Annotated in this window: 17 protein-coding genes; 8 read left to right on the forward strand and 9 right to left on the reverse strand. The window is 72.9% G+C overall.

Going from position 1 to position 21145, the window contains the following annotated elements:
* Position 1 precedes the first annotated feature (1 nt).
* The 5 genes from ACFVU9_RS24890 to ACFVU9_RS24910 form a co-directional block, all read right to left on the reverse strand.
* The gene (locus ACFVU9_RS24890) at positions 2 to 1309 is read right to left on the reverse strand and encodes an O-antigen ligase family protein (protein WP_387596824.1); all 1308 of its coding nucleotides are present in this window, start codon (positions 1307 to 1309) and stop codon (positions 2 to 4) included.
* A 6-nt stretch (positions 1310 to 1315) separates the two neighbouring features.
* Positions 1316 to 2839 carry an exopolysaccharide biosynthesis polyprenyl glycosylphosphotransferase gene (locus ACFVU9_RS24895; protein ID WP_387596827.1) on the reverse strand — a complete coding sequence of 508 codons (1524 nt, stop codon included), beginning with the start codon at positions 2837 to 2839 and terminating at the stop codon, positions 1316 to 1318.
* Between the two features lie 171 nt (positions 2840 to 3010).
* Positions 3011 to 3154, reverse strand: a complete 144-nt coding sequence (locus tag ACFVU9_RS24900) for a hypothetical protein (RefSeq protein ID WP_380445112.1) — start codon at positions 3152 to 3154, stop codon at positions 3011 to 3013.
* An 18-nt stretch (positions 3155 to 3172) separates the two neighbouring features.
* Complete coding sequence (locus ACFVU9_RS24905; protein ID WP_380445113.1) at positions 3173 to 4327, reverse strand: glycosyltransferase; 1155 nt, start codon at positions 4325 to 4327, stop codon at positions 3173 to 3175.
* 151 nt (positions 4328 to 4478) lie between these two features.
* The gene (locus ACFVU9_RS24910) at positions 4479 to 4919 is read right to left on the reverse strand and encodes an SRPBCC family protein (protein ID WP_359961043.1); all 441 of its coding nucleotides are present in this window, start codon (positions 4917 to 4919) and stop codon (positions 4479 to 4481) included.
* 112 nt (positions 4920 to 5031) lie between these two features.
* Here ACFVU9_RS24910 and ACFVU9_RS24915 point away from each other — a divergent pair, with 112 nt between their 5' ends.
* Positions 5032 to 5928, forward strand: coding sequence for a HipA family kinase (locus ACFVU9_RS24915; RefSeq protein ID WP_380506326.1), 897 nt, complete (start codon positions 5032 to 5034; stop codon positions 5926 to 5928).
* Here the strand turns inward: ACFVU9_RS24915 and ACFVU9_RS24920 are convergent.
* The 4 genes from ACFVU9_RS24920 to ACFVU9_RS24935 form a co-directional block, all read right to left on the reverse strand.
* A complete protein-coding gene (locus ACFVU9_RS24920; protein ID WP_387596832.1) occupies positions 5925 to 6302 on the reverse strand; it encodes a hypothetical protein in 378 nt (125 codons plus the stop codon). The genes ACFVU9_RS24915 and ACFVU9_RS24920 overlap by 4 nt on opposite strands.
* 177 nt (positions 6303 to 6479) lie before the next feature.
* Entirely contained in the window at positions 6480 to 7970 is a 1491-nt protein-coding gene (locus tag ACFVU9_RS24925; protein WP_380506262.1) for a S8 family serine peptidase, read from the reverse strand.
* A 220-nt stretch (positions 7971 to 8190) separates the two neighbouring features.
* The gene (locus ACFVU9_RS24930; protein ID WP_387596835.1) at positions 8191 to 9306 is read right to left on the reverse strand and encodes an amidohydrolase family protein; all 1116 of its coding nucleotides are present in this window, start codon (positions 9304 to 9306) and stop codon (positions 8191 to 8193) included.
* 3 nt (positions 9307 to 9309) lie between these two features.
* A complete protein-coding gene (locus tag ACFVU9_RS24935) occupies positions 9310 to 10722 on the reverse strand; it encodes a glutamine synthetase (RefSeq protein WP_387596838.1) in 1413 nt (470 codons plus the stop codon).
* 473 nt (positions 10723 to 11195) lie between these two features.
* On the opposite strand from ACFVU9_RS24935, the gene ACFVU9_RS24940 reads away from it, so the two are divergent.
* The 7 genes from ACFVU9_RS24940 to ACFVU9_RS24970 all read left to right on the forward strand — a co-directional run bounded on the left by ACFVU9_RS24940 (position 11196) and on the right by ACFVU9_RS24970 (position 20727).
* Complete coding sequence (locus ACFVU9_RS24940) at positions 11196 to 12971, forward strand: 3-hydroxyacyl-CoA dehydrogenase family protein (RefSeq protein ID WP_387596841.1); 1776 nt, start codon at positions 11196 to 11198, stop codon at positions 12969 to 12971.
* 200 nt (positions 12972 to 13171) lie between these two features.
* Entirely contained in the window at positions 13172 to 14092 is a 921-nt protein-coding gene (locus ACFVU9_RS24945; protein WP_387596844.1) for a TetR family transcriptional regulator, read from the forward strand.
* A 387-nt stretch (positions 14093 to 14479) separates the two neighbouring features.
* The gene (gene ccrA / locus ACFVU9_RS24950; protein WP_380445121.1) at positions 14480 to 15817 is read left to right on the forward strand and encodes a crotonyl-CoA carboxylase/reductase; all 1338 of its coding nucleotides are present in this window, start codon (positions 14480 to 14482) and stop codon (positions 15815 to 15817) included.
* 10 nt (positions 15818 to 15827) lie between these two features.
* Positions 15828 to 17858: a protein meaA gene (locus tag ACFVU9_RS24955; protein ID WP_380506271.1), complete on the forward strand. Its 2031-nt coding sequence runs from the start codon at positions 15828 to 15830 to the stop codon at positions 17856 to 17858.
* A gap of 43 nt (positions 17859 to 17901) precedes the next feature.
* Positions 17902 to 18864: an HpcH/HpaI aldolase/citrate lyase family protein gene (locus tag ACFVU9_RS24960; RefSeq protein ID WP_380445123.1), complete on the forward strand. Its 963-nt coding sequence runs from the start codon at positions 17902 to 17904 to the stop codon at positions 18862 to 18864.
* A gap of 4 nt (positions 18865 to 18868) precedes the next feature.
* Positions 18869 to 19372, forward strand: coding sequence for a MaoC family dehydratase (locus ACFVU9_RS24965; RefSeq protein ID WP_045704019.1), 504 nt, complete (start codon positions 18869 to 18871; stop codon positions 19370 to 19372).
* Between the two features lie 152 nt (positions 19373 to 19524).
* The gene (locus ACFVU9_RS24970) at positions 19525 to 20727 is read left to right on the forward strand and encodes an acyl-CoA dehydrogenase family protein (protein ID WP_380445124.1); all 1203 of its coding nucleotides are present in this window, start codon (positions 19525 to 19527) and stop codon (positions 20725 to 20727) included.
* Positions 20728 to 21145 lie beyond the last annotated feature (418 nt).

Raw genomic sequence — 21145 nt, forward strand, 5'->3', positions numbered from 1 at the left:
GTCAGGCCTCCGGGGTCGCGGCGCGGGCGGCGAGGCCGAGGACGACGGAGGTCAGCACCGTGGTGGTGCCGCCGATGTCGGCGTAGAGGAAGTCGACGAGCACCCAGGTCAGCAGCGCCAGGGCGGCGAGGCCGGGGCCGCGGGAGCGGCGCAGGCAGCCGAGCAGCAGGCCGAGGAAGAGCGCGGCGTAGGCGACGATGCCGATCAGTCCCTGTTCGCTGAGCACCAGGAAGTACATGTTGTGCGGGGAGAGCAGCGGCTCGCGCTGGAAGCCGATGGTGGGGTCGGCGGCGTCACTGCCGGAGGACAGCCGCAGCGGGGCGTGGCTGTCGCGCAGCTGCTGGAAGGCCTTGGGGCCGGCGCCGTGGACGGGGTGGTCCTGCCAGATCCGGGTGGCGGTCGACCACAGGTCGTAGCGGTCGGAGACGGACTGGTCGGGGGCGGCCTCGACGGAGCCGATCGAGCTGAGCCGCTCGGTGACCCCGGAGGCGCCGAGGCCGAGTCCGCCGACGAGGACGACGGCGGCGGCCGCGCCGAGCACGACACCGCGCACGAGCAGCCGGGCGTCGGCGCGCAGCAGCAGGACGGTGACGGCGACACCGGTGGCGATCCAGCTGCCGCGGCTGAAGGAGACGGCGAGCGGGAAGGCGAGGAAGGCGGCGGAGGCGTACATCGCGCGCCGCAGCCGGACGCTGCCGCCGGGTCCGCGTTCGGCGAGGGCGAGGGCCAGGGCCGCGAGCAGGCCGTAGCTGACGACGGTGGACATCGCCATGATGTCGAGCGCGCCGAACGTGCCGACGGCGCGGATCGGCTGGCCGGTGTACGAGGCGCCGGTGCGGGTCAGGTACTGGTCGGCGCCGACGGCGCCCTCGATGAGCGCGGCTGCCACGAAGGAGCCGAGGACGAGCCGCTGGTCGATGCGGTCGCGCAGCGAGCAGAGCACCGCGGCCGGGACCAGGACGAAGACCTGGACGAGCCGGACGAAGCCGGTGACGCTGCTGGCCGGGTCGATCGAGCCGACGGTGGCCACGGCGGCGGCGAGCACGACCGCGGCGAACTGCGCACAGGTGGCGCGGGCGACGACGGGCAGCCGCCCGCGCAGCAGGTTGTAGGCGGTGAGGGCGACCAGCGCCAGCGAGGCGAGGTCGGCGGCGGTGATGTGGACGGCGGCGGTGACGTCCTTCTCGCCGGTGGGCACGCACACCAGGAGCACGGTCGCCGCGGCGAGCAGGCTCGGCCGGTCGGCGAGCGCGGGCAGGGCCTTGCGTAAGGCCGGCGGCCGGGCCGCGGCGGGGAGGGTGAGGGCCACGAAAGGTCAGCTCCCGTCCGGGTGGAGCATCAGGGCCGCGGTCCGGCAGAGGATCTTGACGTCCTGCCAGAGGCTCCAGCTCTCGATGTAGCGGTTGTCGAAGCGGGCCCGGTCCTCGATCGAGGTGTCCCCGCGCAGGCCGTTGACCTGGGCCAGGCCGGTGAGGCCGACCGGGACGCGGTGGCGGTCCGCGTACTCGGGGTAGGCCTGGCTGAACCGCATGACGAAGTAGGGGCGTTCCGGGCGCGGGCCGACGAGGCTCATGTCGCCGCGCAGGACGTTCCACAGCTGCGGCAGCTCGTCCAGCGAGCTCTTGCGCAGCAGCTTGCCGACGGCGCCCATCCGGTGGTCCTGGGAGATGTTCCAGCGGGTGGCCGACTCGTGCTCGTTGCTGGGGCGCAGGGTGCGGAACTTGAGGACGGTGAAGACCCGGCCGTCCAGCCCGGTGCGCTGCTGGCGGAAGAGCACGCCCGGGCCGGTGTCGAAGCGGACGGCGAGCGCGCACAGCACGAGGACCGGGGCGAGCAGCAGCAGGCCGAGGCCGGCGGCGGCGACGTCCAGGGCGCGCTTGGCGGCCCAGCCGGGGCGGCGCATCGCGGGGCGCCCGACCTGGAGGCAGGGGAAGCCCCAGAGGTGGTCGCCGGCGGCCGGCGGCGCGGTGGGCAGCGAGCCGTACTCGCGCAGGGCGGGCACCAGCCAGACCTGGCAGCCGAGCCGGACGGCGTCGCGCAGGGTGGCGGCGGTCTCGGCCTCGTCGGCGGCGCCGGCGGTGGCGACGACGTGCTGGACGCGGTGGCGGCGGACCTCGCGCTCCAGGACCTCGCGGCCGCCGAGGACGGGCAGGTCGGTGTCGCCGGCCAGCAGCGGCGGGTCCGCGTCGAGGAAGCCGACGGGGCGCATCCCGTACTCGCCGCGCGCGTTGAGGGCGGCGGCGACCCGGTGGCCGAGCCGGCCGGCGCCGAGCACCAGGACGGGGCTGGGGCGGCTGCGGCGGATCCGGCGGACGAGGTGGTAGAGGACGGCGCGGCCGACGACGGCGATCAGCAGCTGGGCGCCGAGCAGCGCGGTGAGCCGGGCCGGGGTGGCCGGGCCGCAGTCGGGCCAGCGGCCGTCCAGGCAGCCGGTGAGGGTGACGGCGAAGGCGGTGGCGACCGCGGCGCGCACGGCCAGCGCGGGCAGTTCGTCCAGGACGGACAGGGTGAGCCGGGTGCGGTAGAGGCCGCCGGCCAGGTTGAGGACGAGCAGGAGGGGCAGGACGGCGGCGACGCCGAGCAGCGGGGCGACCCGCACCGCGGAGTCGAGGAAGCGGTTGGCGATGCCGGCGGCGGCGCACAGCGCGATCGCGTCGACCTGGACCAGCGCGAGCGGCAGTGCGAGCCGGGAGCGGACCGCCCTGCGGTGCCGGTGCCCCGGCGCCACCGCGCGGGCCCGCGCGGCCCCGGCCGGCCGGTCGAGCAGCCCGGTGCCGGGTCGCCGCGGGCCGGACAGGGGCCGGCCGGATCGCGGCACACTGTCGTGGTCAATGGTCATCAGCGCACGAACTCCCCTGCTGTGTGCCCGGGGTGGCGGAGCCCTGGCGCCGGTTGGCGCGGGGCGGCCGCCCGGGCCCGGTGGGCGCGGTCCTGACAGCACCTGCTGCCGCCGGCGGCTCTCGATTCTCTCGCGAATTCCCGGGGAAAAATCGAAACGAAGCAGGCAAAATCAGACAATACCGAACCCGGACTTGCGGGCCGGAGGATGACTTGCCATTTCATTCCAGCCGCCCATTAATAGGTATTTCTGATTTGACGCCTCGTCCTTATCCGGTTGAGGGTGCGAATACGCCAGCGCCTCGTCAGCGGGCATTCACGGCATGTGAAACGATCAGATCCGCTCTGGGACACGGGTGCGGCGGCGTCCGGCGGCCGGACCGGCACCCAGCAGGTGGCGGTACAGGACGTCCACCTGTTCGACCACCGTGCGGACGTCATGACGGGCGACCACGTGGTCGCGCAGCCCGGCGCCGCGGCGCTCGCACTCGATCGGATCGGACAGCGCTTCGGCCATTCGGGTGGCCAGCGCCGCCGCGTCCTCCGCCGGGACGACGGCCTGCCCGTGCGCGGCGGACGGCAGGCACTCGCGGGCCCCGGACACGTCGGTCAGCAGCACCGGACGGCCCGCGGCCATCGCCTCCAGCGGGGCGAGCGCCATCCCCTCCCAGCGCGAGGGCAGCACCACGAGGTCGGCCGCCGCGAGCCACGGCCGCGGATCCGGCACGTCCCCCACCATCCGCACCCGGGACGGCTCGGCCGACGCCCGCACCGTCTCCGCGAGGGCCTGCTCGTCCGGCCCGCCGCCGACCAGTGCCAGCCGCGCCTGCGGCACCCGGCGGACCACCTCGGGCCAGGCCGCCAGCAGCACGTCCTGCCCCTTCTGCCGGCACAGCCGCCCCACGCAGACGGCCAGCGGGGCGTCCAGGTCCAGGCCGAGCGCGATCCGGGCGGCCCGGCGGTCGGCGGGCGCGTAGTGGCGGACGTCCACGCCGTTGGGCACCACCGCCCAGTCGGCGTGCACCCCCGCGGCGACGCCGTCGGCCCGCTCCTGGACGCTGACGCACAGCAGCCGGTGCGCCCAGCGGGTCGCGAAGCGCTCCCAGCGCAGGGTGGCGGCCGCCAGCGGGCCGTCCACGGCGGCGAAGGACCAGGCGTGCGGCTGGAAGACGGTCGGCACCGCGCCGCGCACGGCCAGCCGGCCGGCCAGCCCGGCCTTGGCACTGTGCAGGTGGACCACGTCGGGCGCGGCGGCCCGGACGATCCGGCGCAGCCGCCAGGCCTCCTTGGCCGTCCCCGGCCCGGGCGAGCGCTCGGCGGGCCAGTCCTGGACCAGCGCGCCCACGGCGGCGGCCTCCTCGGCCAGCCGGCCGCCGCGCGGACAGGCCACCAGCACCCGGTGACCGGCCTCCCGCTGGCCCCGGACCAGATCGACGACGACGCGGGCCACCCCGCCGTCCACCGGCTGCGAAATGTGAAGGATCGTCATATGCACGGCGGCGAGCCTAGGGTGGCATCGCCGTGCCGGGCGGCCCCCGTCACCCGCAGGTGGCGGGCCGTCCACCCGTACGGCTCGCGGCTCGTACGGGTGGTCGGACCCCTCGAAATCCCGGGCGATTTCCCGGGCCCCCCGGGGTGGTTCAGCGCACCTCGGCGGCCAGGTTCGCGAGCACCTCGTCGTGGATGCGGTTCAGGCCCTTCGGGGCGAAGGTGCGCTCGAAGAAGCCGCCGATGCCGCCGGCGCCCTGCCAGGTCGCCGAGACCGTCACCTTCGACCGGCCCTCGCCCGCCGCCGAGACGGTCCAGGTGATCACCATGCTGGAGTTGGCATCCTTCTCCACCAGCTGGTCCGGCTTCGGGGCCGAGACCGTGAACAGGCAGTCCCGCACGCGCTTCTCGGTGGCCTGGAGCTTCCAGTGCACCTGGGTGCCGGCCCCGGTGCCGCCGGCCCGGACCTCGTACTCGCTGTACTGCGCGGGCAGCAGCTTCGGGCGGGTCACCTGGTAGTCGGCCAGCGCCTCGTACACCCGCTCCGGGGCGGCGTCGTAGACCCGCTCGGTGGTGGCCAGCACCTGTCCCATGACCTGTACTCCTCGTGTGGTGGTTCCGATCTCAGCGGCAAGCCAACCACAGGGCCGCGGACCGGGCCTTCCGGGGCTCGCGCCCGGACGCGGAGGCCGTAGGGTGGCGGATGTGCTCGAACTGGTGACAGCAGTGCGCTACGTGGACCCGCTGCGGGCCGGCGGCTCCGTGCCCGGCGTCGTGGAGACCGACGACCTCGGCACCTACGTCGTGAAGTTCACCGGCGCCGCACAGGGGCGCAAGGCGCTGGTCGCCGAGGTGATCGTCGGCGAGCTCGCGCGGCGGCTCGGCCTGCGCGTGCCGGAGCTGCGGCTGGTGGACTTCGACCCGGCGGTCGCCGCGGACGAACCGGACACCGAGATCCAGGACATGCTCAGGGCCAGCGCCGGACTCAACCTCGGGATGGACCTGCTGCCCGGCGCGCGCGACTACCGGCCCGGACTGGTCCCCGTCGGCTCCGCCGAGGCCGGCCGGGTGGTCTGGCTGGACGCCCTCACCGGCAACGTCGACCGCACCGTGCACAACCCCAACCTCGTGGTCTGGCACGGGCGGCTCTGGCTCATCGACAACGGCGCCGCGCTGATCTTCCACCACCGCTGGTCCAGCGCGGAGGCGGCCGTCGGCAAGCGCTACGACCTCAGCGCACACGCGCTCGGCGGCTGCGCCCCGGACGTCCGGCTGGCCGACGAGGACCTGGGGCCGCTGGTGACCGTCGGGCTGCTGGAGGAGGTGCTGGCGCTCGTCCCGGACGAATGGCTGGCCGACGAGCCCGGGTTCGACTCGGTGGACGCGGTGCGGCACGCGTACGTCACGCACCTGGCCGCCCGCGCGGTGCTGTCCGCCGAGTGGCTGCCGGAGGGCTTCGCCACGCCCGAGCAGCTGCGCGAGGCCGAGCGGCGGCGGGCCGCCCGGACGAGGGCCGGCCGCCCGGCCTGGCTCCAGGAGGTGCCGGACCTGCACGGCAAGCCGGCGGTCGAGACGGTGTGGGAGCACCACTTCGAGAGTTAACGCACCGCGGGGTGGATCCAGTCGAGGTACTCGATCGTGGTGCCGGCCAGCAGGCCGCCCATGAGCAGGGCGAAGACCGCGGCGCCGTTCCTCCGGCGGACCTTCGCGGGGATCAGGGCCGCGCCGAGGCCCGCCACGAGCAGGCCGGTGAGCGGGCCGGCGGCGAGCATCGCGATCAGCCCCGCCACCGCGCCGACGGAGGCGCCGGCCGCGAGCCCCATCACGCCGCACATCAGGCCGACGACCACGAACTGCGCCAGCATCGGGCCCGCGGCGAGGAGTTCGGCCCCGCCCAGGACGAACCAGGGCCAGCTGCGCCCGCCGCCGACCGGCCGGGCCGGGACCGCGTTCCAACCGGTGTCGGTGTGTGCCATGCCGCTCAACTCCCCTGATGCTTCCGTTCGGTACGGATCCATCCTGGCGAGCGGGCCACCGGCGGACCTGAGTACGGGTACTCAAAAACGACCGGGGAGCGGGACCCAGTGGGCCCGCTCCCCGGTGCTCAAGTGCTCAGGTGCTCAGGTGCTCGGCTGTTCCACGCGGTCGGCGCGTCAGCGCCACCACTGGACCGCCTTCTCGGCGTTGATGATGCCCGCGCCGTAGAAGCCGTTGTCGTTCTCGTCGCCCTCGCAGGTCGCCTTCCACTGGCCGGCGCCGCCCGGGTTGAAGTCCCCGGTCGGGCAGGCGTGCGACTCGGCCTGGTTGGTCAGCAGCTCGGTCAGCTCCTCGGGGCTGGCCCACGGGAAGGTGCTGGCGAGCAGCGCGACGACACCGGTGACGTGCGGGGTGGCCATCGACGTGCCCTGCATGTAGCCGTACTTGTTGCCCGGGATGGTGGACAGGATCCGGCCGTCCTTGTCCGGGGTGTCCGGGATCTGGTAGCGGCGGTCGCCACCCGGCGCGGCGACGGTCACGACGCCCTTGCCGTAGCTGGAGTAGTACGACTTCTCGCCCTTGACGCCGACGGCGGAGACGGCGACGACGCCCGGCAGCTCGGTCGGCAGCGACAGGCAGTCGTTGGTGACCGGGCGGGTGCCCGGGGTGGTGTCGTCCGGGCTGGAGACGTCGGTGGTCTTGTGGGCCAGGTCGATGTTCTCGTTACCGGCCGCGGCCACGTTGAGGACGCCCTTGCGCTGCGAGAACGCGACCGCCTTGCGGACGGCGGCGGTGATCGCCGCCTGGTCCTTGTCGTTCGGGCAGTTGAACATCCACGGGTCGACGTAGTAGCTGTTGTTGGTCACCTTGAAGCCGTGCTCGCCGGCCCACACGAAGCCGCAGACCGCGTTCTCCGGGTAGATGAAGCCGCCGTCGTCGACGACCTTGACCGCCGCCAGCTTCACGTTCGGCGCGATGCCGACGATGCCCTTGCCGTTCTTGGCGGCGGCGATGGTGCCGGCCACGTGGGTGCCGTGGTCGCTGGTGGTCGGCTGCCAGGCCTTCCAGTCGGTGTTCGGCTTGCCGTCGACGCAGGAGACCGACTGCGAGGCGTCCACGTTGGGGGCCAGGTCCTCGTGGGTGGCGTCGATGCCCGAGTCCAGCACGCCGACGGTCACGTTGCGGCTGCCGAGCGAGATCTTGTGCGCCTTGTCGACGCCGATCTGGCGCATGTCCCACTGGTTGGCCTCGTACGGCTCCTGACCGGCGGCGGGGGCCGCGGCGGGCTCGGCGGCGACGTCGGCCTTGCCCTGGTCGGCGGCGAGGATGCCCTTGGTGCGGCTCGCGCCGACCGAGTCGACGCCCTTGACCTGGCGCAGCTTCTCGGCGAACGCGGTGTCGTTCGAGCGGGCGACCACGACGCCGATCTGCTCGTAGGAGTACACCACCGTGCCGCCCAGGGTGGTGATCGCCTTCTCCACCTTCTGCACCTGGCCGTGGTTGGCCTTGGTGTTGACCACGTAGCTCAGCAGCGGGCCGGTGGTCGAGCCGGCCGCGGGCGCGGGCGCCGCGACGGCGGTACCGGCCGGGAGCGCGAGGGCGCCCGCCGTGGCGAGCACGAGGCCCACCGCCGCGTACCGGGTCCGGCTGATCCGAGAAACACGCATAGGGGTAGACCCTCCCGAGTCGTCATGCAACAGCTGCGGCAGCAGGTGCGATGGAGTGATCGGGACGCTAATGAATATTTACTAAGAAAAGCAAGAGGTAGTCATCTAATCGTCACAACTAGACCAACAGCGGAGCCCAGGAGTCCGCAGGTCAACCGGCAAACAGTCGGTCATAGTGTTAAAAAGTGATGGTCCACGGGCCGGTTGGGACGCCTACCACCTAAAGGGTGTACAACCGGCGAGCATTGTCCGCGGCGACCATCCGGGCCAGCCGCTCCGCGTCGGCCGCCGAGCAAGCGCCGGCGGCCCGCCACTCCCCGAGCAACTCGCCCAGCCCGTAACGGAACTGGGCGGCGCCGACCAGGTACAGCTCGGGCAGGCCGTACGCGTCGGTGGAGAACAGCAGCTTGCCGAACGGCGCCAGCTCCAGCATCTCGCCGAGCACCGCCGCCACCCGGGGGCCGGTGTACGAGGCCGTCAGACCGAGGTCGACGTACACCGTGGGGAAGGCCTGCGCGAGGAACGCGGCCTGCCGGTGGTACGGGTAGCAGTGCAGCAGCACGAGCGGGACGCCGCTCGGCTCGGCGGCGCGGACGAAGGGGGTGAGCAGGGCCGGGTCGGCCAGGTGCAGGGTGAGGTCGGGATCGCCGAAGCCGGTGTGGAGCTGGATCGGCAGGCCGAGCTCGGCGCACACGTCGACGGCCGTCCACAGCAGGTGGTGCAGGAGCACCGGGTCCGTCAGCCGGCCGCGCCCGGCGCGCTGCCAGGCTCCCGCCGCGGCCACCACGGCGGCCCGGGCGGGCCGTTCGGGCGGGACGGCGAGGCCGTGCCGGTAGGCGATGACGGACTTGACGGCGACGGCCCCGGCGGCGGCCCCGGCCAGGGCGTCGCGGACGGCCTCCGGCCAGCCCCCGGCCGTCGCGGGCACCGCCTCGGCGACCGTCTCCAGCCGGATCACCTCGCGCGCCCGGACCCGGGCGGCCTCGGCGAACTCGCCGAGCGGGAGCAGCGGGCGGCCCGCGGCGGCGGTGAGCCCGGTGTCGATCAGGCAGGTGTCGAGCGCGGCGGCGGCCAGCAGTCGGCCGGTGGCCTCGGCGGCACCCAACTCCCTTCTGCGGGCGAGGTATTCGTCGGCCGGCGCATGGGCGGGCAGGCCGAGCGCGGGCGGGCACCAGCGCCGGACGACGAGGCCGAGGGCGCTGTCGAAGGGCGTGGTGCCGGGCGCGGGCGGGCGGTCCGACTCGGTGAGCAGCCCGGCCAGGGCGTCGTCCGGGAGGTCGGCCGCCACCACGCTGTGGCAGTGGTGGTCGACCAGCGCGGGGACGTCGAGGAGCACCGGTCAGTACCGCCAGCGGGTGGCGGCCACCATGCGTTCGGGGGTGGTGTCGGCGTACTGCTCGGCCTCGGCCCGGCGGACCGCGAGCACCGCCTGGTAGAGCGGTTCGCCGAGGGCCTCGCGGAGCACCGCCGAGCGCTCGTAGGCGGCGATCGACTCGGCCGGGCGGGCCGGCAGCCGGGGCACCGTGCCGGGCGCGGCGGCGGCCGGATCGCCGGTGAACTCCGGCGGCAGGGCGAGGCGCTGCTCCATGCCGGCGAGTCCGGCGGCGAGCACGGCGCCGACCGCGAGGTAGGGGTTGGCGCTGGCGTCGAAGCACTTGACCTCGGCGTTGGCCGCGGCGGAGCGCTCCCCCGCCGAGCCGGTGACCAGGCGCAGCGCGGCCTCGCGGTTCTCCAGGCCCCAGCACTGGTAGGCGCCGGCCCAGTGCGAGGGCACGAGCCGCAGGTACCCGGCGGGGCTGGAGCAGCCGAGCACGAGCAGCTCGGGCAGCGCGGCGAGCACGCCGGCCAGGAAGCCCTCGGCCTCGGCGGTCAGGCCGTGCGGGCCGGAGCCGCCGCGGCCGAGGTTGCGGCCGTCCCGCCAGAGGCTCAGGTGGAGGTGGCCGCCGTTGCCGACCGTGCCGGCCTCGACCACGGGTGCGAAGGAGACCCGCAGGCCGTGCCGGTTGGAGACGGCACGGATGGTGTGCCGGACCAGGACCGCGGTGTCGGCGGCGGCGACCGGGCCCTCGGGGGCGACGGAGACCTCGAACTGGCCCGGCGCGTACTCGGGGTGGATCTGCAGGACGTCGAGCCCCTGCTCGCCGAGGGCGCGCAGGACGTCCCGCAGGTAGTCGGAGAGGTCGGTGAGGCGGTGCATCCCGTACGCGGGGCCGTGGGTGGGGTACTGCGGCTCGTCCGCCGGGGCGCCGGCGAGGGCGGCCACCCACTCGACCTCGATGCCGGCCTTGAGGCCGATGCCGCGCGCGGCGGCCGTGGCCTCCATCCGGCGGGCGAACAGCCGCTGGCAGCCGGGGTGCGGGGTGCCGGCCTGGGTGTGCCGGTCCCCCGGGGCCCAGGCCCAGCCGGGCTGGGCGGCGAGCGGGACGACCCGGTCGAGGTCGGGGTACAGGCGCAGGTCCCCGGTGGGGCCGCCGATGATCGGGCTGGTCGTGATGGCGTCGTCGGCGAGGAACACGTCGAAGCAGGGGGCGGCGCCGACGCCCCACTGGGCGGCGTGCACGAGGCCGCCGAGCGGCACGGCCTTGACCCGGGTGATGCCGGCGTTGTCCACCCAGGTGACGGCGACCGCCTCGACCCCGGCCGCGCGGAGCCGGTCGGCGGCGGCCTCGGCCTGCCGGGCGCGCTCGGCGCGCGGGGGCAGTTCGACGGCGGCGTGGGCGTCCACGGCGACGGCGATGGTGTCAGCAGTCATGCCTTCATGCTGCCCCTCCGGGTGGGTCCGCGTAACTCCTCGATCGGGTGGTTGGAACGGACGCGCGTCCTCCCGTTCACCCGTTCGGGGTGGGGTGGTTTTGCCGCCGTCCGCCCTCTTCCTACTGGGCAGTAGCTTCGCTACAGTGGCCGCACGCACCGCCGTCGGGCTTCGGGAGCCGCACCGACGGGTGCCGTGCGTCCTTCACCGGCCGGTGCCGCGAACCGCGGCGGGCCGGGTTTCCCTCCTCGCGTCAGCGCCGCTCCGTTCACCTCCGAGCGCCTGAGCACGACGGCACACCCGCAGTTCGGCCGGAGCGGACCGGCCGCCGCGCGGGTGGGCCGCACCCGTCATCCCTCCAGCCCCCGCGCGCGGACCCTCCTCCGGCGGGCTGCCGCCCCCTGCGTACGCACGGGCGCGGCGGCACGTCCGCCGGAGCGTGCGCGGGCCCTTCATGACTAGGAGTCAGGACCATGCAGCGTCCCTTCCCCACGGTCGCCGTGGTCGGCCTCGGCACGATGGGTGCCGGCGTCGCGGTGGCGGTCGCCAAGAGCGGCCGCCGGGTGATCGGCATCGAGGCCACCGAGGACTCGGCCGCCCGGGCCCTGGCCCGGATCGAGGAGGCCACCGCGCACGCCGTCGAGCGCGCGCGGATCACCGCCGAGGAGCGCGCGGCCCTGCTCGCGCAGATCTCCGTCGGCCACGAACTCTCCGCCGCCGCGGGCGCCGACCTCGTGATCGAGGAGGTGCCCGAGCAGCTGGAGCTCAAGCGTGAGGTCTTCGCCGAGCTGGACCGGATCTGCCCGCCGGAGACGGTGCTCGCCACCGGCACCACCGCGCTGTCGGTGACCCGGATCGCCGCTGCGACCGCCCGCCCGGACCGGGTGCTCGGCCTGCACTTCTTCAACCCGGTCCACACCATGAAGCTGGTCGAGGTGGTCCGCACGGTGCTGACCGCCCCGCAGGTCGCCGAGGACGCCGCCGGGTTCGCCCGGGACCTCGGCAAGGAGCCGGTCGCGGCCGGCGACCGGGCCGGTTTCGTGGTGAACGGCCTGCTGTTCGCGTACCTGAACCAGGCCGCCGCGATGTACGAGTCCAAGTACGCCTCGCGCGAGGACATCGACGCCGCGATGCGGCTCGGCTGCGGCCTGCCGATGGGCCCGCTGGCACTGCTCGACCTGATCGGCGTGGACACCGCGCGGACCGTCCTGGAGGCGATGTACGAGCAGTCCAGGGACCGCCTGCACGCGCCCGCGCCGATCCTCGGCCAGCTGGTGTCGGCCGGTCTGCTGGGCCGCAAGTCCGGCCGGGGCTTCTACACCTACGAGGCGCCGGGCTCCTCCAGGGCCGTGGACGCGGCCACCGGCCCGGCGCGGCCGAAGGTGGCGGGCCGCGAGGTGCGGACGGTCGGCGTGTGCGGCTCGGGCACGATGGCGACCGGCATCGCCGAGGTGTTCGCCAAGTCCGGGTACGCCGTGCTGCTGGCCGCGCGCAGCCAGGAGAAGGCGGACCGGGCCAAGGCGCAGCTGGCGAAGTCGCTGGAGCGCTCGGTGGCGAAGGGCCGGATGGGCGCCGAGCAGCGGGACGCGGCGCTGGCCCTGGTGACGCCGGTCGGGCAGTACGCGGAGCTGGCCGAGGTCGACCTGGTGGTCGAGGCGGTGGCCGAGGACCTGGCGGTCAAGCGGGAGCTGTTCGCGGCCCTGGACAAGATCGTCCGGCCGGGCGCGGTGCTCGCCACCACCACCTCCTCGCTGCCGGTGATCAGCTGCGCGACCGCCACCTCGCGGCCGCAGGACGTCGTCGGCATGCACTTCTTCAACCCGGCGCCGGCGATGAAGCTGGTCGAGGTGGTCTCCACCGTGCTGACCGCGCCGGACGTCACCGCGACCGTCCTGGACCTGTGCGCCAAGGTGCGCAAGCACCCGGTGGAGTGCGGGGACCGGGCCGGCTTCATCGTCAACGCGCTGCTCTTCCCCTACCTGAACGACGCGGTGCGGATGCTCCAGGAGCACTACGCGACGGTGGACGACATCGACACCGCGATGAAGCTCGGCTGCGGCTACCCGATGGGCCCGTTCGAGCTGCTGGACGTGGTCGGCCTGGACGTCTCGCTGACCATCGAGCAGGTGCTGCACCAGGAGTTCCGCGAGCCGGGCCTGGCCGCCGCGCCGCTGCTGGAGCACCTGGTGGCGGCGGGCTGCCTGGGCCGCAAGACCGGCCGCGGGTTCCGCGACCACGCGCGCCGGTGACCGTGCCGCAGCCCGGCGGCGCCGCTCCCCGCGGGGCGGCGCCGGCCGGGAGCGCGCCGACGGCCGGGCAGCCGCGCTCGGCCTGGAACCCCGGGACGGTGTCGGCCCGCTGGCCGCGCCCGGCCGTGACCGGCCCGGTCTCGCCGGTCCGCCGGGGAAGGGCCGCCGGGGCGCAGCCGGGGCCGTGTAGCGTTCCGGACATGGATCGGGTTCAGTCAGCCACCCCGCAGCAGTCCGCCGCACCGCGCGCCGCCGACCGGCCGGCCACGTCGGCCGGGGGCACCGGCCCGGACGCCGGCCCGGGCAGCCGCCGGGCCGCGGCGCAGCGCCTGCAGATGCGCCAGGACCTGGCCACGGCCGCGATGGACCTGTTCGCCTCGCAGGGCTACGAGGAGACCACCGTCGACCAGATCGCGGCGGCGGCCGGGGTCGCCCGGCGCACCTTCTTCCGGTACTTCCGGTCGAAGGAGGAGGCGATCTTCCCGGACCACGACGACACGCTCGTCCGGGTCGCGGACCTGCTGGCCAGCGCCGAGCCCGAGGAGCACCCGCTCGACGTGGTCTGCCGGGGCATCAAGGAGGTGCTGCGGATGTACGCCTCCACCCCGGGGGTGTCGGTCGCGCGGTACCAGCTGATCCGCCAGGTGCCGGCGCTGCGCGAGCGGGAGATCGCCGTGGTGGCCCGGTACGAGCGGCTGTTCACCCGGTACCTGCTGGGCCGCTTCGACACCGGCGAGGACATCCCTTCGGGCTGGCAGCGCGGCGGCGAGGACGACTCGATGCTGGCCGAGGTGTCGGCGGCGGCCGTGGTCGCGGCGCACAACCACGTGCTGCGGCGCTGGCTGCGGGCCGGCGGCCGGGGTGACGTGGAGGCGCAGCTGGACCACTCCTTCGAGGTGATCCGGCGGACCTTCTGGGCGTCCAGCGCGCCCGGTGCCAGGCGCCGCGGATCCCTGGTGGCACCCGGTGTCAGTGGGGCGCCCGGGGAGGTGCTCGCCGAGAGCGCACTGAGTGCCAGCCCCGGAGGTGAGGTACTCATCACAGTCGCCCGGACGGACGCTCCGCTGGACGTCGTAGTGGACAGCATCCGGGCCGCGCTGAGCGGCTCCGGGCACATCTGACGGGAGCATTTCCGCAGGTCACGGAGGAAACGAAGGTCAAAAAGGGCCCGCGCCGAGGAATCGGCGGCGGGCCCTTTTCGTCCCCGTTCGGGTGTCCATGACAGCCGCCGGAAGTCGGCCAAATTCCTGACACCCGGTGTCTTTACGGCTGGCACAGGGTGCCACTACGTTGTTACTCACCAGTCGCGGCGCCGCGGCTCCCCACCTCGGCGCGCCGTCGTCCGGTGTTCCCACACCCCGGGAGCAGAGCGAGTACCACCCGGCCCACGGCCGGGCCGACCAGCCTGACCCCGCCCACCACCCACCACAGCGAAGCCGGTGTCCGCTCCCGGCCTTCCCCAGACGCCCTGTGCGCCCTCACACAGGTACGCCTCCGGAGGCAGAGCCATGCAGCAAATCCTCGACGCGATCCTCAGCAACGACGCCACGGCGGAGGACTTCGCAGCGATCCAGCTCCCCGAGTCCTACCGGGCGGTCACGCTCCACAAGGACGAGGAGCAGATGTTCGCCGGCCTCGACAGCCGCGACAAGGACCCCCGCAAGTCCCTCCACCTCGACGACGTCGCCCTGCCCGAACTGGGCCCGGGCGAGGCCCTCGTCGCCGTCATGGCCAGCGCGGTCAACTACAACACCGTGTGGAGCTCGATCTTCGAGCCGGTCTCCACCTTCGGCTTCCTGGAGCGCTACGGCCGGCTGTCGCCGCTCACCAAGCGCCACGACCTGCCGTACCACGTCCTCGGCTCCGACCTGGCCGGTGTCGTCCTGCGCACCGGTGCCGGCGTCAACGCCTGGAAGCCCGGCGACGAGGTCGTCGCCCACTGCCTCTCGGTCGAGCTGGAGTCCCCGGACGGCCACAACGACACGATGATGGACCCGGAGCAGCGCATCTGGGGCTTCGAGACCAACTTCGGCGGCCTGGCCCAGCTGGCCCTGGTGAAGACCAACCAGCTGCTGCCCAAGCCCAAGCACCTCACCTGGGAGGAGGCCGCCTCCCCCGGTCTGGTCAACTCCACCGCCTACCGCCAGCTGGTCTCGCGCAACGGCGCCGGCATGAAGCAGGGCGACAACGTGCTGATCTGGGGCGCCAGCGGCGGCCTCGGCTCGTACGCCACCCAGTACGCGCTGGCCGGCGGCGCCACCCCGATCTGCGTGGTCTCCAGCCCGCAGAAGGCCGAGATCTGCCGCGCCATGGGCGCCGAGGCGATCATCGACCGCTCGGCGGAGGGCTACCGGTTCTGGAAGGACGAGCAGAACCAGGACCCGCGCGAGTGGAAGCGCCTGGGCTCGAAGATCCGCGAGTTCACCGGCGGCGAGGACGTCGACATCGTCTTCGAGCACCCGGGCCGGGAGACCTTCGGCGCCTCGGTGTACGTCACCCGCAAGGGCGGCACCATCGTCACCTGCGCCTCCACCTCCGGCTACATGCACCAGTACGACAACCGCTACCTGTGGATGTCGCTCAAGCGGATCGTCGGCTCGCACTTCGCCAACTACCGCGAGGCCTACGAGGCCAACCGCCTGGTCGCCAAGGGCAAGATCCACCCGACCCTGTCGAAGGTCTACTCCCTGGAGGAGACCGGCCAGGCCTCCCTCGACGTGCACCACAACAAGCACCAGGGCAAGGTCGGCGTGCTGTGCCTGGCCCCCGAGGAGGGCCTGGGCGTGCGCGACGCGGAGTTCCGCGCCACGCACCTCGACGCGATCAACCGCTTCCGAAACGTCTGAGGCCGATCCGATGACCGAGCCGCAGAAGCGCGACCGGCCCTGGCTGATGCGCACCTACGCCGGACACTCCACCGCGAGCGACTCCAACGCGCTCTACCGGCGGAACCTGGCGAAGGGCCAGACCGGCCTCTCCGTCGCCTTCGACCTGCCGACCCAGACCGGCTACGACTCCGACCACATCCTCGCCCGCGGCGAGGTCGGCCGGGTCGGCGTGCCGGTGGGCCACGTCGGCGACATGCGCACCCTGTTCGACGGCATCCCGCTCGAACAGACCAACACCTCGATGACGATCAACGCCACCGCGATGTGGCTGCTGGCGCTCTACCAGGTGGTCGCCGAAGAGCAGGGCGCCGACGTCGCCAAGCTCACCGGCACCACCCAGAACGACATCGTCAAGGAGTACCTGTCGCGCGGGACGCACGTCTTCCCGCCCGGCCCGTCGGTGCGCCTGATCACCGACATGATCGCCTACACGGTCGGCAACATCCCCAAGTGGAACCCGATCAACATCTGCAGCTACCACCTGCAGGAGGCCGGGGCCACGCCCGTCCAGGAGATCGCCTACGCGATGTGCACCGCCATCTCGGTGCTCGACGCGGTGCGCGACTCCGGGCAGGTGCCGGCCGAGCGCATGGGCGACGTGGTCGCGCGGATCTCCTTCTTCGTGAACGCCGGCGTGCGCTTCGTCGAGGAGATGTGCAAGATGCGCGCCTTCGCCCGGCTGTGGGAGAAGGTCACGCGCGAGCGCTACGGCGTCGAGGACCCCAAGCAGCGCCGGTTCCGCTACGGCGTGCAGGTCAACTCGCTGGGCCTGACCGAGGCGCAGCCGGAGAACAACGTCCAGCGGATCGTGCTGGAGATGCTCGCCGTCACGCTCTCCAAGGACGCCCGCGCCCGGGCCGTCCAGCTCCCGGCCTGGAACGAGGCGCTGGGCCTGCCCCGGCCGTGGGACCAGCAGTGGTCGCTGCGGATCCAGCAGGTGCTCGCCTACGAGTCCGACCTGCTGGAGTACGGGGACATCTTCAACGGCTCCGAGGTCATCGAGGCCAAGACGGCCGACCTGCTGGCCGGCGCCGAGGCGGAGATCGCCAAGGTGCTGGAGATGGGCGGGGTGATCCCGGCCGTCGAATCCGGCTACCTGAAGTCCAACCTGGTCTCCTCGCACGCCGCCCGGCGGGCCCGGATCGAGTCCGGCGAGGACAAGATCGTCGGCGTCAACTGCTTCGACACCACCGAGGAGAGCCCGCTCACGGCCGACCTCGACACCGCGATCATGGTCGTCGACCCGGCCTCCGAGCAGTCCGTCCTCGCCGCCCTGGAGGCCTGGCGCGGACAGCGCGACGAGGCCGCCGCCCAGGAGGCGCTGGCGGAGCTCAAGGCCGTCGCCGCCACCGACGCCAACCTGATGCCGGCCACGCTCGCCTGCGCCCGGGCCGGCGTCACCACCGGGGAGTGGTCCTTCGCCCTGCGCGAGGTCTTCGGCGAGTACCGCGCCCCCACCGGCGTCGGCGGCGCCCCGGTCGCGGTCGCGGCCGAGCCCGGCGGCGAACTGGCCGCCGTGCGCGCCGCCGTGGCCGCCACCGCCGAGGAGCTGGGCGCCGGCAAGCTGCGCCTGCTGGTCGGCAAGCCCGGCCTGGACGGGCACTCCAACGGCGCCGAGCAGATCGCCGTCCGGGCCCGCGACGCCGGGTTCGAGGTGGTCTACCAGGGCATCCGGCTCACGCCGGAGCAGATCGTCTCCGCGGCCGTCGCGGAGGACGTCCACTGCGTGGGCCTGTCGATCCTCTCCGGCGCGCACTCCGAGCTCGTGCCCGACGTGCTGCAGCGCCTGCGGCGGGCCGGGGTGGAGGATGTCCCGGTGATCGTGGGTGGCATCATCCCGGCAGCGGACGGCGAGGCCCTCAAGGCCGCCGGCGTCGCCGCCGTGTTCACCCCGAAGGACTTCGGCATCACGACCATCATCGGCCGGATCGTGGACGAGATCCGGCTGGCCAACAAGCTCCAGCCGTGGACGCCCGCACCGACCCCGGCCACGAACTGACCAGCTGACCAGCTGACCACTGGGAAGGAACAGAACCACCCTCATGACCACTGTCAACCGCCTGCGCCCGCGCCGCTCCTGCCTCGCCGTGCCCGGCAGCAACCCGCGCTTCCTGGAGAAGGCCCAGGGCCTGCCCGCCGACCAGGTCTTCCTCGACCTGGAGGACGCCTGCGCCCCGCTGGTCAAGGAGAGCGCCCGCCACACCATCGTCGACGCCCTCAACAACGGCGACTGGGGCGGCAAGACCCGCGTCGTGCGCGTCAACGACTGGACCACCCACTGGACCTACCGCGACGTGATCACCGTCGTCGAGGGCGCCGGCCCCAACCTCGACTGCATCATGCTGCCGAAGGTCCAGGACGCCGAGCAGGTCAAGGCGCTCGACCTCCTCCTCACCCAGATCGAGAAGACCATGGGCTTCGAGGTCGGGAAGATCGGCATCGAAGCGCAGATCGAGAACGCCAAGGGCCTGATCAACGTCGACGCCATCGCCGAGGCCTCGCCCCGGCTGGAGACCATCATCTTCGGCCCCGCCGACTTCATGGCCTCGATCAACATGAAGTCCCTGGTGGTCGGCGAGCAGCCCTCCGGCTACAACGCCGACGCCTACCACTACATCCTGATGCGCATCCTGATGGCCGCCCGCGCCAACGACCTCCAGGCGATCGACGGCCCGTACCTGCAGATCCGCAACCAGGAGGGCTACCGCGAGGTCGCCGGGCGCTCCGCCGCCCTCGGCTTCGACGGCAAGTGGGTGCTGCACCCCGACCAGGTCGCCGCCGCGAACGAGATCTACTCGCCCTCGCAGGAGGACTACGACCACGCCGAGCTGATCCTCGACGCCTACGACTACTGCACCTCCGCGGCGGGCGGCGCCAAGGGCTCGGCGATGCTCGGCGACGAGATGATCGACGAGGCCAGCCGCAAGATGGCCCTGGTCATCTCCGGCAAGGGCCGGGCCGCCGGCATGGAGCGCACCACCAAGTTCGAGATCCCGGAGGCGTAGCACCATGCAGTTCGGACGCACCTACGAGGAGTTCGAGGTCGGCGCGGTCTACAAGCACTGGCCCGGGAAGACCGTCACCGAGTACGACGACCACCTGTTCTGTCTGCTCACCATGAACCACCACCCGCTCCACATGGACACCAACTACGCGGAGAAGACGACCGACTTCGGGAAGAACGTCGTCGTGGGCAACTACATCTACTCGCTGCTGCTCGGCATGTCCGTCCCGGACGTCTCGGGCAAGGCGATCGCCAACCTGGAGATCGAGTCGCTGCGGCACGTCGCGCCGACCTTCCACGGCGACACGATCTACGGCGAGACCACCGTCCTCGACAAGTGGCCCTCCAAGTCCAAGGACGACCGGGGCATCGTCTACGTCGAGACCAAGGGGTACAAGCAGGACGGCACGGTCGTCTGCATCTTCCGCCGCAAGGTGATGGTGCCGACCGAGACGTACATCAAGGAGCGCGGCGGCGAGCAGCCCGGCCGTCCCACCCCTCTTTCCTGAACCGCTTTTCCCCTCCCAATGCCCCGGAGGGGCAGGCCGCCGTCATCGGCCGACCCCCACCCGGAACGGGGGCCCTGCTGCCGCAGCCACGCCGGCAGGGCCCCCGGCAATCCCCCCCCCCCCGACTTTTCACGACAAATCGGAGCCGCACGATGGGACGCCTCGCACAGACCGACGGCCTCACCGAGATCCAGCGGGACATCCTCGCCACCGTGCGGGATTTCGTCGACAAGGAGATCATTCCGGTCGCGACCGAGCTGGAGCACAAGGACGAGTACCCGACCGCCATCGTCGAGGGGATGAAGCAGCTCGGCCTCTTCGGCCTCACCATCCCCGAGGAGTACGGCGGCCTCGGCGAGTCGCTGCTCACCTACGCCCTCGTGGTGGAGGAGATCGCCCGCGGCTGGATGTCCGTCTCCGGCATCGTCAACACGCACTTCATCGTGGCGCACATGATCAACGCCCACGGCACGCAGGAGCAGAAGGACTACTTCCTGCCGAAGATGGCGGCCGGCGAGATCCGCGGCGCGTTCTCGATGTCCGAGCCCGGCCTCGGCTCCGACGTCTCGGCCATCTCCACCAAGGGCGTCAAGGACGGCGACTTCTACGTCCTCAACGGCCAGAAGATGTGGCTCACCAACGGCGGCACCTCCACCCTCGTCGCGGTCCTCTGCAAGACCGACGAGGGCGGCAGCAGCCCGTACAAGAACATGACCACCTTCCTGATCGAGAAGACGGCCGGATTCGGCCCGAACCCGACCGTCCCCGGCCTCACCGTGCCCGGGAAGATCGAGAAGATGGGCTACAAGGGCGTCGACACGACCGAGCTGGTCCTCCAGGACGTCCGGATCCCGGCCGACCGGATCCTCGGCGGCGTCCCCGGCCGCGGCTTCTACCAGATGATGGACGGCGTCGAGGTCGGCCGCGTCAACGTCGCCGCCCGCGGCTGCGGGGTCGCCCGCCGCGCCTTCGAGCTCGGCATCTCCTACGCCCAGCAGCGCTCGACCTTCGGCAAGAAGATCGCCGAGCACCAGGCGATCCAGTTCAAGCTCGCCGAGATGGCCACCAAGGTCGAGGCCGCCCACCAGATGATGGTCATGGCCGCCCGCAAGAAGGACAGCGGCGAGCGCAACGACCTCGAAGCCGGCATGGCCAAGTACCTCGCCTCCGAGTACTGCAAGGAGGTCGTCGAGGACGCCTTCCGCATCCACGGCGGCTACGGCTTCTCCAAGGAGTACGAGATCGAGCGCCTTTACCGCGAGGCCCCGATGCTGCTCATCGGTGAAGGAACTGCGGAGATCCAGAAGATGATCGTCGGACGCCGGCTCCTGGAGGAGTACCGGATCGCCGAGTGACCTCCGGGCCACCCCGGCTCGACGGGTGGCCCCCGGAACAGCCGGCCGACGGGCGTGCGGGCCCGTCCCGGCATCCCGCCGTGCCACGACGGCCCCGGCCTGGTCCGCCTGGGGTCCGGCACGGCCCCGGAAGCGGCCGCAGGGCGTAGAGCTGCAGCTACGCGCCCCGCGGCCGCTTCCGCACGCCGTCGCGGCGCCGTCCCGGGGCGTCCGGGAGCGGATGGCGCGGACGCGGCGTTCCCCCGGCGCACCCGCTGAGACAAGAGTCACCAGGCCCGTCCGGGCCCTTGGGAACCGGACGGGGCCGAGCTACGGTCGTATGAGTAGGCGTGACCTCGCGCCTGCGGAACGAGCAGGCGGGTTGCCCACCCACCGTGTGCTCCCGATAGCATCCACCGGGACAGCAGCCGTCCCTCTC

Source organism: Kitasatospora sp. NPDC057936, from assembly GCF_042887525.1.
In the GTDB taxonomy this organism is placed as follows: domain Bacteria; phylum Actinomycetota; class Actinomycetes; order Streptomycetales; family Streptomycetaceae; genus Kitasatospora.

Bases quoted from the DNA above. Each gene is read 5' to 3' on its own strand.
- ACFVU9_RS24920 (WP_387596832.1), bottom strand. From the start codon at position 6,302: ATGGCACACACCGACACCGGTTGGAACGCGGTCCCGGCCCGGCCGGTC.
- ACFVU9_RS24895 (WP_387596827.1), bottom strand. From the start codon at position 2,839: ATGACCATTGACCACGACAGTGTGCCGCGATCCGGCCGGCCCCTGTCC.
- ACFVU9_RS24925 (WP_380506262.1), bottom strand. From the start codon at position 7,970: ATGCGTGTTTCTCGGATCAGCCGGACCCGGTACGCGGCGGTGGGCCTC.
- ACFVU9_RS24910 (WP_359961043.1), bottom strand. From the start codon at position 4,919: ATGGGACAGGTGCTGGCCACCACCGAGCGGGTCTACGACGCCGCCCCG.
- ACFVU9_RS24905 (WP_380445113.1), bottom strand. From the start codon at position 4,327: ATGACGATCCTTCACATTTCGCAGCCGGTGGACGGCGGGGTGGCCCGC.
- ACFVU9_RS24960 (WP_380445123.1), top strand. From the start codon at position 17,902: ATGACCACTGTCAACCGCCTGCGCCCGCGCCGCTCCTGCCTCGCCGTG.
- ACFVU9_RS24900 (WP_380445112.1), bottom strand. From the start codon at position 3,154: ATGCCCGCTGACGAGGCGCTGGCGTATTCGCACCCTCAACCGGATAAG.
- ACFVU9_RS24955 (WP_380506271.1), top strand. From the start codon at position 15,828: ATGACCGAGCCGCAGAAGCGCGACCGGCCCTGGCTGATGCGCACCTAC.
- ACFVU9_RS24970 (WP_380445124.1), top strand. From the start codon at position 19,525: ATGGGACGCCTCGCACAGACCGACGGCCTCACCGAGATCCAGCGGGAC.
- ACFVU9_RS24935 (WP_387596838.1), bottom strand. From the start codon at position 10,722: ATGACTGCTGACACCATCGCCGTCGCCGTGGACGCCCACGCCGCCGTC.
- ACFVU9_RS24940 (WP_387596841.1), top strand. From the start codon at position 11,196: ATGCAGCGTCCCTTCCCCACGGTCGCCGTGGTCGGCCTCGGCACGATG.
- ACFVU9_RS24945 (WP_387596844.1), top strand. From the start codon at position 13,172: ATGGATCGGGTTCAGTCAGCCACCCCGCAGCAGTCCGCCGCACCGCGC.
- ACFVU9_RS24965 (WP_045704019.1), top strand. From the start codon at position 18,869: ATGCAGTTCGGACGCACCTACGAGGAGTTCGAGGTCGGCGCGGTCTAC.
- ccrA (WP_380445121.1), top strand. From the start codon at position 14,480: ATGCAGCAAATCCTCGACGCGATCCTCAGCAACGACGCCACGGCGGAG.